The organism is Flavobacterium sp. HJJ (assembly GCF_015351475.1).
Taxonomy (GTDB): Bacteria; Bacteroidota; Bacteroidia; order Flavobacteriales; family Flavobacteriaceae; genus Flavobacterium; species Flavobacterium marginilacus.
Genome location: NZ_JADKPR010000002.1, coordinates 45,033 through 57,961, shown reverse-complemented (window position 1 = coordinate 57,961; position 12,929 = coordinate 45,033). Strand labels below are relative to the sequence as shown.

The 12,929-nt window shown below is 34.4% G+C and carries 12 protein-coding genes and 1 tRNA gene; 5 read left to right on the top strand and 8 right to left on the bottom strand.

Features of this window, described 5'->3' with window-relative positions:
* Nucleotides 1–38: 38 nt before the first annotated feature.
* Nucleotides 39–620, bottom strand: a complete 582-nt coding sequence (locus IRZ80_RS01915; protein ID WP_194639742.1) for a tRNA-(ms[2]io[6]A)-hydroxylase — start codon at nt 618–620, stop codon at nt 39–41.
* Between the two features lie 109 nt (nt 621–729).
* Here IRZ80_RS01915 and IRZ80_RS01910 point away from each other — a divergent pair, with 109 nt between their 5' ends.
* The 3 genes from IRZ80_RS01910 (at nt 730) to IRZ80_RS01900 (ending at nt 2,940) form a co-directional block, all read left to right on the top strand.
* Nucleotides 730–1,977: a glycosyltransferase gene (locus IRZ80_RS01910; RefSeq protein WP_194639741.1), complete on the top strand. Its 1,248-nt coding sequence runs from the start codon at nt 730–732 to the stop codon at nt 1,975–1,977.
* A gap of 171 nt (nt 1,978–2,148) precedes the next feature.
* On the top strand, nt 2,149–2,649 hold the full coding sequence (locus IRZ80_RS01905) for a DUF1772 domain-containing protein (RefSeq protein ID WP_194639739.1): 501 nt from the start codon (nt 2,149–2,151) through the stop codon (nt 2,647–2,649).
* Between the two features lie 213 nt (nt 2,650–2,862).
* Nucleotides 2,863–2,940 (top strand) — tRNA-Val (locus IRZ80_RS01900).
* Nucleotides 2,941–2,977: 37 nt separating this feature from the next.
* On the opposite strand, the gene IRZ80_RS01895 is transcribed toward IRZ80_RS01900, so the two are convergent.
* Nucleotides 2,978–4,417: an FAD-dependent oxidoreductase gene (locus tag IRZ80_RS01895; protein ID WP_194639737.1), complete on the bottom strand. Its 1,440-nt coding sequence runs from the start codon at nt 4,415–4,417 to the stop codon at nt 2,978–2,980.
* A 409-nt stretch (nt 4,418–4,826) separates the two neighbouring features.
* On the opposite strand from IRZ80_RS01895, the gene IRZ80_RS01890 reads away from it, so the two are divergent.
* Both IRZ80_RS01890 and IRZ80_RS01885 read left to right on the top strand, forming a co-directional pair.
* The gene (locus IRZ80_RS01890) at nt 4,827–5,204 is read left to right on the top strand and encodes an ankyrin repeat domain-containing protein (RefSeq protein ID WP_194639735.1); all 378 of its coding nucleotides are present in this window, start codon (nt 4,827–4,829) and stop codon (nt 5,202–5,204) included.
* Between the two features lie 92 nt (nt 5,205–5,296).
* Nucleotides 5,297–5,833: a hypothetical protein gene (locus tag IRZ80_RS01885; RefSeq protein ID WP_194639734.1), complete on the top strand. Its 537-nt coding sequence runs from the start codon at nt 5,297–5,299 to the stop codon at nt 5,831–5,833.
* Nucleotides 5,834–6,090: 257 nt separating this feature from the next.
* Here IRZ80_RS01885 and IRZ80_RS01880 read toward each other — a convergent pair whose 3' ends face one another.
* The 6 genes from IRZ80_RS01880 to bglX form a co-directional block, all read right to left on the bottom strand.
* Nucleotides 6,091–6,696: a hypothetical protein gene (locus tag IRZ80_RS01880; protein ID WP_194639731.1), complete on the bottom strand. Its 606-nt coding sequence runs from the start codon at nt 6,694–6,696 to the stop codon at nt 6,091–6,093.
* Nucleotides 6,697–7,013: 317 nt separating this feature from the next.
* Entirely contained in the window at nt 7,014–7,730 is a 717-nt protein-coding gene (locus IRZ80_RS01875; protein ID WP_194639730.1) for a DUF6946 family protein, read from the bottom strand.
* Between the two features lie 166 nt (nt 7,731–7,896).
* On the bottom strand, nt 7,897–8,709 hold the full coding sequence (locus tag IRZ80_RS01870) for a type I restriction enzyme HsdR N-terminal domain-containing protein (RefSeq protein WP_194639728.1): 813 nt from the start codon (nt 8,707–8,709) through the stop codon (nt 7,897–7,899).
* Nucleotides 8,710–8,900: 191 nt separating this feature from the next.
* Nucleotides 8,901–9,470 (bottom strand): hypothetical protein, encoded by a 570-nt coding sequence (locus IRZ80_RS01865; RefSeq protein ID WP_194639726.1) that lies wholly within the window; start codon nt 9,468–9,470, stop codon nt 8,901–8,903.
* Nucleotides 9,471–9,650: 180 nt separating this feature from the next.
* A complete protein-coding gene (locus tag IRZ80_RS01860; RefSeq protein WP_194639724.1) occupies nt 9,651–10,247 on the bottom strand; it encodes a hypothetical protein in 597 nt (198 codons plus the stop codon).
* Nucleotides 10,248–10,684: 437 nt separating this feature from the next.
* A complete protein-coding gene (gene bglX, locus IRZ80_RS01855; protein WP_194639722.1) occupies nt 10,685–12,904 on the bottom strand; it encodes a beta-glucosidase BglX in 2,220 nt (739 codons plus the stop codon).
* Nucleotides 12,905–12,929 lie beyond the last annotated feature (25 nt).

Sequence of the window (12,929 nt, the reverse complement as noted above, 5' to 3'; positions counted from 1 at the left end):
AAATTTAAAGTACTAAAATTTATTATTCCAAAGAATTATTATCCGTGAACTGTTTCATTTTTGCCATAATTGGTAATAATCGAGGTTTCATACTCAATCCATTCCTTCCAGCGTTTGTCTACGTCAAAATTATCTACATATTTTCGGGCAAAGCCAAGGAAAGTAGTGTAATGCCCTGCCTCTGAAATCATAAGATCTCTGTAGAACTTAGCTAATTCCTCATCTTTTATGTTTTCGGACAGCACTTTGAAACGCTCACAGCTTCGGGCTTCAATCATAGCAGAAAACAACAGTCTATCTACCAAAGCATCCTTTCGACTTCCGTCTTTTTTCATGAATTTGAAAAGCTCGTTTACATAATGGTCTTTGCGCTCCCTGCCCAAAGTCAAGCCTCGGCTTTTTATCAGATTGTGCACCAATTGCAGGTGATCCAGTTCCTCTTTGGCAATAACCAATAACTCCGTTACCAGCTCTTCCAGCTCCGAATTGTAAGTGATTAAACTAATGGCATTGGAAGCCGCTTTTTGTTCACACCAAGCGTGATCGGTCAATATTTCCTCAATATTACTTTCCACTATATTTACCCAACGAGGGTCGGTTGCTAATTTCAATCCAAGCATAACTGTTGATTTAATCCCGCAAAATTAGTCATTCCCTGCCGATTTTCCTCCAAAAATGATGCTTTAACCGCTCAAAATGCATTATTTTGCAACATTATCATTAATTCTTATGACCCAAATTCAAACGCTTTTAATCATTGGTTTTGTTTGGCCGGAGCCCAATTCTTCAGCTGCAGGCGGCCGAATACTGCAGTTAATTGAACTATTTCAGCAGCAGGGATTCGGCATAACATTTGCCAGTCCGGCTATGGACAGTGATTTCATGACTGACTTAGCTTCATTGGGCATAAATAAAAAATCAATCGCTTTGAATTGTTCCAGTTTTGACACTTTTGTCAAAGAACTGAATCCTGCCGTGGTTTTATTCGACCGATTTATGATTGAAGAACAATTTGGCTGGCGCATTACCGAGAACTGCCCTGATGCGCTGCGGATATTAGACACCGAAGATCTGCATTGTCTGAGACAGGCGAGACAAAAGGCATTTAAGGAAAAACGAGAATTTGCTCTTATTGATTTACTGAGAGAAGATGTTGCTAAAAGAGAAATCGCCAGCATTTTGAGGTGTGATTTATCACTAATGATTTCCGAATTTGAAATGGATCTCTTGAAAACCACTTTCAAAATAGACGAAAAACTACTGTACTATCTGCCTTTTTTATTGGAACCGATTTCGGAAACCACTTTCGAAAAACTTCCTGCTTTCCAAGAAAGAAAAGATTTTGTGTTTATAGGCAATTTTCTTCACGAACCCAATTGGAATGCCGTTCAGTATTTGAAAGAAACCATCTGGCCTTTGCTGAGAAAACAGCTGCCCGAAACTGAACTTCATATTTATGGAGCATATCCTTCGCAAAAAGTATTGCAGCTGCATCAGCCCAAAGAAGGTTTTCACATCAAAGGCCGTGCTGCTGATGCCGATGAAGTAGTGCGAAATGCCAGAATTGTTCTGGCTCCATTGCGTTTTGGCGCTGGAATTAAAGGAAAACTGATTGAAGCCATGCAGTGCGGTACTCCGAGTATTACCACAGTAATCGGTTCCGAATCAATGCAGGGAGATTTACCCTGGAACGGATTTGTAACTGATGATGTGCCTGAATTCATAAAATCTGCCTCTCAATTGTACCAAGACCAAAAACTTTGGACTGAAGCACAACATAACGGAATCGCTATTATCAACCAGCGGTATTCAAAAGAATTATTTGAAAACGATTTTGCCGAAAAAATCCATTTTTTGATTACGCAATTACCGCAACATCGTTTGGATAATTTCTTTGGGGCATTGTTGCAGCACCACACTTTAACCAGCACTAAATACATGTCCCGCTGGATTGAAGCCAAAAACAAGAAAGTTTAATTATTAAGAGACAAAGAAGCATCATTCAAATGTTTCATTTCTAATTTCTATTGGCTTTACCTGCTAAAATTTTCATATTAAGACATTACTAAAAAAACAATATATTTGTAGCCTATAGAGCTAACCACGAGCTTACTATAGTATTCCATAACAAAACAATTTTTACCTGCAATGACTTCCAATAACAAATTTTCAAATGCTATTGCCTTATTTTCGACAGGTTTACTAGCGGGCACTTTTTTCTATGTGAAATTTAACATATTACCAACTTTTTGGGAAGTCCCTACATTGGTTCATCTCAGTTTTAGGTCTACTCTAATGAAACATAATGATATTGTTTTTCAATCATTAATGATAATTTCAATTATTACCTGTATTTGGTTTACATGGAGAATAAGAACACTAAAGCATATCTGCATTTTGACTGGTTTTGCCGCAATTTTAGCAATAACAACCTATTTAATTACTTATTTTGGGAATTTACCGATCAATGCTCAGCTTAGAGTCTGGCTACAGACCTCACCCCCAAAAAACTGGGTAAAAATCCTTAAAATCTGGGATTTTTATCACACCTGCAGAACAGCTACAGCCATAGGCAGCTTTATAATGATATTAATTGCGACTTTTTTTAAAAAGCAATTATTTAAAAAACAACTGCACCGTAATAATTAACCTCTTAATTGTTTTTGCGGTTCAATTATCTGCTTAGACAATGTTAAAACCAATTTTATTGTATTTTTTTTATTTTTTAAAATACTAAATACCAGCAAACTGAATATTTTTTAAAAATAAAAAGCAAAATTTCTTCGAAAAAGTTTTGCACAAACGAAAAACCTGCCTATATTTGCACTCGCAATCACGAAATGATAGCAGCCTAGTAAAATAGGGCGATTAGCTCAGCTGGTTCAGAGCACCTCGTTTACACCGAGGGGGTCGGGGGTTCGAACCCCTCATCGCCCACCAAAAAACTCCTTAAGAAATTAAGGAGTTTTTTTATGCTTCATTTTCTCTTCAAACACCGCCCTCTCGGCTCATCACCCTCATGAAGCACAATTTCGGAATGCAGGAACTCTGCTGCATCGGCTGAATCTTTTACTTTGACAGCACTTCGCTTTAACATTTCTGCTTCAAATTCCGTCAGAACACTTTCTCTAATACCTGCTTTCCTCCATTGCGATAAAGGCCGGCATTCTCTTGTGATTGTCCGAGCCAGCATGAGCGCATCCAGTAAGGCCTGATTTGCTCCCTGTCCTTTGAATGGACTCATTGGGTGAGCAGCATCGCCAATTAGTGTAACCTGTCCTGCTTTCTTCAGCAATTCTGACTTTAGTAATTCCCGGTCATATACCGGATAACCTGAAATCTGAGTTTCTAATGTAGCCTCTAATATCTGTGGAATGGGATCGTGCCACTGGGTTCTGCGGCATGCTTCTTCCTTGAGTGCCTGAGTGCCTTTTGCACTTAATGTCCTGGCTTCTTCTTCGGTCATTGGAAAACTAAGCTGCCACATCACCGAATCTGATGTATAAGGCATCATGTAAATCCTTTCGTTACCATTAGCCGTTTGAAATACAGTTGCCGAGTCCAGTAAAGAACTGCTATTATCTTCCAAAGCCTGCAAAGGACAAATACCCAATATTACAATACAGCCAAGGTAACGCAAAGGAGCAATTTCCTCGCCAATCAGCAGTTTTCGCACGGAACTGCGGATACCGTCAGCCCCTACTACAAGATCTGCACTGCAATTTTTTATTTCACCGTTTACCAAAAAACTTAAATCAACGCCTTCTCCCTCCGATTGTTTCAAATCCACTAGCAGATGTCCCCACTGTACTGCATTATGCCCTCCAAGCTGTTCCAGTAAAGCTAAGCGCAAGGACTGCCGTGCGATATGCACATTTGATCTTTTCTGAGATGTTTTCGCATCTGACTGTATCCACTTTCGGACTCCCCATTCCCCAATCACTTTTCCTTCTGTAGTATGTACCAAATGCCTTGTTGAAACCACTCCTTCTTCTAATGAAAAAATCCCCAGTCCTTCAATCGCTTTACTGGCTTGCTGCAAAGTAAGTCCGTAGCCTTGTGACCGGGCTTCAAAATGAGTATCTCGCTCAAATAACGTAAATGGAATTCCGCGGTGCAAACAGGCAACAGCGAGCGCCACGCCTCCTATGCCTCCTCCAATAATTGCAACATGCGGGTAATTTTCTTTATCGGGTACAGGACTGCTGGCAGCAGGAAGCAAACCAGATCCGTTACAATTCAAACATGAGTATAAATGCCCCTTGGGACGAACTGGAAAGACACCTTCTTTCGTTTTTTCAAATTGATCGACGGCTGCCTGGTAACGAAGTTTCACTTTCTTGCTGAGTCTTTGTCTTTTTTGCCCACGCCCCTGACATTCCTCACAAATAGTCCAGTTCCCAGCTGTATTTTTCATTTTTTTCACTTCCTCTTTATTTAACTTGATTGGCAACATGCAAAAAAACTCTGCCAATACAATTGCTGTCAAACCTAATCATAAAGCAACAATTATACCTTTCATTAGCTCTTTATTTAACATGAAACCTTTGCATTTCAGTGCATGCCGCTTGTAGTTGTGCAAATTTAAGACAAAAGATTTGAGTACAAAACGGCCTTAGAATTTTCAGAGAAAATCAAAACTATTAGAATATCCGCTAAAGAATCTCATTGCGTTAAAGTCAATAAAACAATTGTATTTGTTAATAAAAAGTTAATTTTAAGTACTATGTGATACACAATACCTTTTTTAAGACATATATTTGCATAGGATATTATTATATGATCCAAATTATTAATCAATCATCAATCAAAAAAAATTAATTATCATGAAAAAATCAATCGTTTATTTAGGAGTAGCTTTAATCGCAGCAACAGGTGTTTTATCAGCATCAAATCAGTATTCATTTTCAAATGGTTTACATAAAACCGAATACACAGAAACAGTTTCTCCCTTGAGTATTGCTATCTGTAAAGGAGATTTAAACAGTGTCAAAAAGTTTATCGAATATGGTACAGATATAAATGAAGTTTCAAACGGAATGACACCTTTAATGGTCGCAGCCCGTTATAACAAAACCGAAATCATTAAATTTTTATTATCAAAAGGTGCCGTTTCTACTGCAAAAGACAAAAATGGGTTTACTGCTTTAAAATTTGCAGAACTATCTAATGCTCACGAAGCTGCCGAACTTTTAAAAAAATAAACCGAAGAAATTATAAATGAGATATCATTGATAATGGTATCTCATTTTAAAAAATAAATCATCAATCAATCATCAATCAAAAAACATTAATCATGAAAAATTCAGTTTTAATCTTAGGAGTTGTATTAGTATCATTTTCAACTATTTCTAATGCAAAAAACACAGTTAACCTGCCATACCGTTCATTTAAAAACATCACATTATCTGATGATTTTTTAACAGAAACTAATGGTACAGCAAAATTTGGAAAACCTTCTTTGGCAAATAATGCTGAAGTTTTTAATCCTGAAACAGTAATTGCCTATAATCCAAAAACTATAAAAGAAATCATTATCGAAGGCAATAAAATTGTAGAAGCAGCGGATTCTGACGAAATAGAATTTTTGGAATATGAAGAATCAATGCGGGAACTAATTGCTCAATCCGATTTAGTTATTGAAAGCACCGTTTCTGATACAATTTACCCACTTCACATTGAAAGAACAATCTCTGACGAAATAGCCGAACTTGAATTAATTATCGAAAGTAATGCTGCAGATGAGGTAAAACCATTGGACTTTAAAAAAATCAATGGCGATTCTATCATGATTAATTCCATCAGTACTAAAAAATTTATCGGGATGAATTAAAGATAAAGAAGTAATCTAATATTTAGAGCGTTTTAAAGCATTTTTACGAAAGATGAACTGTAGCTGCAAGCTGTGATTCAAATTCATGCAGGTACTCGCTTCAAACGAGCTCCAGTGGGGATTTGGAGCTAAATTGAGCCCGTTACTCGGATTTGCGACCCGAGCGATAGCGGACAGGCGAAGCAAATCTCACAAATACAAAACCAACTTTTTATTAAGCCCATTGTCCAAATCTATTGTGGTGTTAACCGTTGTATTTATTTCACATTAAGTCTTTTTAAAATTCCTTCTTTTTTTAATTCCTCCAAGAAACTCTCATAAGTTTTTGTTTTATCAACCGAAGCATAGTCTGTTTCTTTTTCAGTCGTTTTAAAACAGATTTTTTCTTTACAGTTAAATTTTATCCAAGTTGATTGAAATGGTTTACATTTTTCAATTTTATAAAAATATTCAGGCTGAATATTAGTTGTATCGCTTTCACTTTCCCAATTGTATTCCTTGTTTACAACTGTTGAATTATATTTTAATTCCACTCTTTCATTTTCTATTTTGTATTTTCCAGTATAAAAATTATCAACTTCCAAACAGTAATCAACACAAATGAAATTCTCATCATCCAAAAATAAATAATTACTGCTGCAACAATCACATTCGCCAAATGATTCACAATCCTTTGAGTTAAACTCAGGAGCTAGAAGATAAAGTTTATTCGATAAAAAAAAGTTTTTAATATCTTCTTTTTTATTTATTACAGACTTAGGTTCTTCCTCAAGAACTGATTCTTTTTGAGACTGATTGCAACTTGCCGAAAAGAATAGTAAGGTTGAGAATAGAAAAATTAAGATTACTTTTTTTATGATCATTATTCTTGAGTTTTATTCTCCCAATTTGGGTATATTACGACTAACGCTCCTTGCTACAAGAGGTTTGGGGTTAAAGTAAGCCTTATTTTCGGATTTGTGAAAACATTCCAAATACAAGACCATTTTTAAATTCAGCCAAATGCCCAAATGTCTTGTAGCAAGTGTGGCTGTTGCACAACTCAAAAATAAGTAATATTGGTCAAGAAATGCAAAATGCATAAATTGCATTTAACCGACGTATAACATGTTTATAATTAGATATTTGTAAAAACAAATCAAAATTAAACTAAGAGTTAGTTGTACAACAGTCACAAGTGTTAAGCGAGGTTGTTTATTTTTTTCCCAAATTCTTGTTCTATTTTCATTAAGTTGTTTTTCCGAATTCCGTTAATTACGCTTTCGGATAAATCTCTTTCTCCCGAATTCCAACATTCTTCCAATTTTTTTTGCTCGTTTAGTTTTTCGATTAAAAAATGATAAAAATATAGGTCAATTTTTTGCTTTGTGATTTTAGAAATGATTTTCAAGCAATCTATATAATATTCTTTCATTTTATCATCGAGATCAAAACCAATATATAAAACGTGAGCTTTCTTACCATCTGAACAAGCTGATGCTACTCGATGAATTAATTGATAAGGTAAATACATAACATCATTTATTTTAATCTCTAATTGCACGTGAGAATTAATTTTGCCAAGCCAACCTTCAAGCACTAACTTTCTATTTGGAATATCTTTCAACCACTTTTCTACAATTTCATATTTTGGTTCAGTTCTTTTAGCTTCGATTGCAATATTATGATTATCAAATTCAATCATTAAATCTGTGCATGAAGGAAAACCTCTTCCTTTTAAAACAGGAGTTTTGTGTTCAAACGTATATTTTATTGCAATTTCATTTCGTAATCCTTCAATTTCAATGCTCTCAAAATAATTTTGGTTGAATAAAGTAATCAATGGAATCGTTGATCGAAAAGGAGATTTAAATTCCTTTTTATTGAAAATTTTGAGGATTTCTTCTACTTTATTCATTTCTGTAAATTTTAATATCTTACGTGAATTCTCTTGTTTTGCAGTACAATTCTAACTAACGTTTTGGGGCTTGGCGAAAGTGGGGTTTTAGAAGTACAAATGTTCAATTCAGTACGAATGCCCCACTTTCGCCAAACCCTTGTTAGCTGTTCGTTGTTTTTTTCTTTTAGTTTTCGTTTAATTTTTCGTAATATTTTGTCAATGATTTTTTACTTATTAAATTGTAAATTGTTCCAAAATTTTCTTTCAATTCTTCTCTTTTGCATTCAAATATAACTTTCATTTCATTAATTCTTGGAAATAAATCAATGATTTGCAAAGTTTTACTGTCTGTTACAAGTCCAAACCTGCAACTTAACCAAATTGCATAACTTTTAACTTGTTTTTGTGCTTTGTCTAACTCAACTTGTTTATAAAGTCTATCTTCTTTTTTAGCCTCCACGACTAATAAAATTTGTCCTTCTAAATTTTCATTTTCTGTGTTAGATAACGCAAAATCTACTTCAAGAACAGAAGAACGAGAACCATTTGCGACATTTATTGTCATACCGTCAAATCTGTCATCGTCAGAATAATTCAATCTATTCAAAAGTGGTAAAATAAATTTATTTTCCACTTCTTTTTCAGTTCTAAAATGTTTAGTTAAAATATCATCAAACCATTTGTCCGACTTATAATCATAACTTTCAATTTCAATATTTTCAGTTTCAATAATTCTATTTTCTTCTTTGTTTTCCGAAAGATAAACTCTGTCATCAAGTTTCAATTGCCAAGTTTCACCAAGTTTCATAATACTTGGATTTAGTAAAATATTTCGGTCAGCTAAAAGTTGAGTTATTCTTGTTGCATTTTCTTCGGTTCTTTTTTCGTAATCAAAATGACCAATCAATGTTCTTACTTTTATTCGTTTAGCTTTTTGATTTTCTAATACTTCTTTCGCTAATTTATCAGCAATTTCTTCTGGTGTTACTTTTCCCATTTTGTTATTTTTTTGTTTCTGTAGACGCTCTGTTTTACAATTCTAACTAACGTTCCCTTGCTAAAAGAGGTTTGGATTTAAATTAAGTCTTTATTTTCGGATTTACCTAAACTTCCCAAATACAAGACCATCATCAAATTAAACCAAATCCCGCCATATTGCCAAACGACGGTTGGCAGATCGTTATTTTCTCAATTTTCAAATTTCACAGTAATATTTTTTTCAAACGCCCTATTATCTGACGTTTTACAATTAAAAGTTATTTTATAATCATCATTACTAAATACACTTAAGTTTTTGAAATTTTGGCTGAATTCAATTACTCTATCTGCACTACCATTATTAAATGTTTGATAATTTTCAAATATTGATATTTGGTTTTTTATGTCAATTTCTAATAAATTCTGATTTTCGGTTATTATTTTATTGTTATAAGTAAAAGGACGATTTAGTTTTATTGAATATGAACTTTCTAATAAATCATTATCAATAACGCTTCCTTTCGTAAAAGCATAACACTTGTTTGAAAACCCCAAATCAATTCCTGCAATATAATCTGTATGGTATGAGATAATAAAAACAATATCTTTTTTAAATATACTTGTAGGCAAATAATCATTAAATTCTCTTCTGTCTTTCCTTTCTTTAATACTTGCACTTGTGAAATCAATATCAGATATTAATAAATGGTCTGGTGTACAACTGTTACTTAAAAAAATTATAACCAAATAAACACAAATAATTTTAATAATTTTTCTCATTTTTTTGTTTTATGTTTTTCTTTTTTCTGCGATAATGTCTGCAAACGTATTGCTACTAGAGCGGGTTTGGGATTAAATTAAGACCATTTTTCGGATTTGCCTAATCTTTCCAAATACAAAACCATTTTTAAATTATGCCAATTGCACAAATCTATTTTAGCAAGTGTTACCAGCTGTTTTTTATTCTATTATTGGACAATTAATTTCATAAGGTTCTTTTGGGAAACCATATAAAATAATCTTTTCTCTGTCAACATATTTTATTGGAATTAGTTTGTCTAAATAAATATCTGTATAAAGTGAAAGAAATAGTGTTTCATTTAGTTTTCCTAAAATAATTCTGCTTCCTTCCTTATTCAAACATTTGTTTATTTCTTGTATAATTGGCGAGTCCAAAACTTCATTAAATCTAACATTCATTTTTTCTCCATTCCAATTAAACTCAAACTTTAAATTCTGAATTTCACTTTCTGTTAATTCAGTTTCAGTAGCGTTTAGTTTTTCGTAATCATCTTCAAATATACAATCTTCTGTTGTAGACTTTTCTTCGCTTAAAACTCTATAAATTTTTCCTTTTTTGAAAAATCTAATTCGATTTGGATTAATAAATTTATGATCTATTTCGGTTAGTTTTTCATTTCTATTTTCGTTTTTTATTAAAAAGGTCCCTTCACTTTTTTCAACGTTAAAATAATCAATGTTATCTTCAGTAAACTGAATTATCTCGGGGTTTCCGTAATGGTCTGGTGTTTTAATAAAAAGCCAATTTTCTTTCATATGTGATTTTGTAAAATAGCTGGCAACTCGTTTATACTAGCCACTAAGCAACGACAATCTACTCAAAATCGGGTAAATTGTCGCTGCTTTGTTACGGTTATTAATCAAATATATAAATATTATTTTTATTACAAATTATCAAATGGACTTTTAATTTATCTGCTAAAAACCAGTCAAATTATATAGTTTTTTTGAATACTCAAGTTGTGTCTGTGATGTTTTCTATTTGTTTTCACTTTGATTCAGTTGGGCAGTATTTTACAAAAATGCTTTTGAAAAACTAAAGCAGTAAACCAGCCTCTCTCTTTTTGGACGAGACGCACAGCAGGAATGATGCTGATGAAGAATCGAAAACTGCTGCTCTTAATACTTGTCACAAAAAAAGCGATACCATACTAATAATGATACCGCTTTTCTAGTGCTACCTAAGCAGGTGTTTATTTTACTAATTCAAAGCTGTCTTTCACACGAATATCTGCAGAAGAGGAACCTATCATTATATCAAAATCGCCTGGTTCTGAAACAAATTCTAATGCATTGTTATAAAATGACAATTTTTGATTGTCTATTGTAAACTGAATGGTTTTGGTTTCTCCGCGGTTTAATGCTATTTTCTGAAAATCTTTTAACTCGATTATCGGGCGCACCACAGACCCAACTTTGTCTCTCAAATACAACTGAACAACTTCCTCTCCCTTTACGCTTCCTGTATTGGTTATGTTTACTGAAACTGTAATGGTTTCGTTATTCTTCATTACTTTTTTGGAAAGCTTCAAATCTGAATATCCAAAAGTAGTATAACTTAACCCGTATCCAAATGCAAATTTAGGCGTAGTTGGCAAATCAATATAAGCTGATTTATAGTTTTTATCTTCATTTACAGAAGGTCTTCCTGTATTGAAATGATTGTAATAAATTGGAATCTGTCCTTCTGTTCTAGGAAAAGTCATTGGCAGTTTTCCAGACGGATTATAATCACCAAAAAGCACATCGGCAATCGCATTACCTGCTTCTGATCCCAGCCACCAAGTGTAAACAATTGTCGGCATATTATCAGCAACCCAGTCAAAAACCAGCGGTCTTCCTGCATTAATCAGAATAACAATTGGTTTCCCCGTTTTTTGAAGTTCTTTAATCAATTCCACCTGAACGCCTGGCAGCTGTAAATTGCTTTTACTTTTGGCTTCGCCGCTTTTATTGAAATTCTCACCTATGCTTAAAATAATAACTTCAGCCTGGCTGGCAACATTCAGTGCATCTGCAAAACCTTCTTTGCTTTTGTCTTCAACACCGCAGCCTTTGGCATATAAAATTTTAGTTCTTTTGCCTACTTTGTTTTCCAAGCCTTCCCATTGAGAAACAATATAAGTCGAATCCACATCTTTTACATCTACTGCCCAAAATCCGTGGTTGTCTCTTTTGGGCTTAACCATTGGCCCGATAAATGCGATAGTTTTCAGCCCTTTCGAAAGCGGCAGCACATCTCTTTCATTTTTTAGCAGCACAATACTTTTTGCCGCCATTTCTCTAGCTGCTTTTGTATGTTCGGGATTATTTAATGCAGCCTGCTCTCTTTCCGGACTGCAGAATTTATATGGATCATCAAAGAGTCCCAATTCAAATTTCTTGCGTAAAATTCTTTTTACCGCATCGTCGATTAAAGCTACCGGCACTTTATTTTCTTTTACCAATTGCTCCAAATTATAACGATAGGCATTGCTTTCCATATCCATATCACTTCCTGCAGTTATAGATGCAAGAGCAGCTTCCTTGTTGTCTTTTACATATCCGTGATTTACCATTTCGCCAATAGAACCCCAGTCGGAAACTACAAATCCCTGAAAGTTCCATTTACCTTTCAGAATATCTCTAAGTAAATAATTATTAGCGCTTGCTGGTATTCCGTTAAGATCGTTAAACGAATTCATAAACGTAGCAGCTCCTGCATCAAGTGCTGATTTGTAAGGAGGCAGATAAGTTTCCCAAAGCATTCTGTTACTCATATCAACCGAATTGTAGTCGCGTCCGCCAACGGCTGCTCCATAAGCTGCAAAATGTTTTACACAGGCCATAACCGAATTCACATCACCCAAATTTCCCTGAAATCCCTTCACCCTTGAAAAAGCAATTTTGGATCCCAAGTAGGTGTCTTCCCCAGCACCTTCCATCACTCTGCCCCAGCGCGGGTCACGGGAAATATCAACCATCGGCGCAAATGTCCAGTGAATTCCAGAAGCTGCCGCTTCGACAGCAGCGATTCTGGCCGAAAGTTCAATCGCTGTCAAATCCCAGCTTGCCGCTTCGGCCAACGGAATTGGGAAAGTCGTTTTGTAACCATGAATGACATCCAAACCAAATAACAATGGAATTTTCAGTCGGGACTGCATTGCTAATTCTTGGTATTGTCTCGTGTATTTTGTACCCATAATATTCAGCATCGAACCAATTAATCCTTTCTTGATTTCGCTTTGTTTATTGGCATTAATAGTAATCGGACCCGTAGCAGTATTGTCACCTGTATATTGATTCATCTGACCGATTTTTTCTTCCAGAGTCATTTTCTTCAGTAAAGTTTCTACTTTTTGATCTATCGTCTGCTGCTGTGAAAAAGCAAAAAAAGAAGCGAATGCTAATATTAGTGTAGCTGTTGTTTTCATTTTACAAATTTTATATTTAATTGAA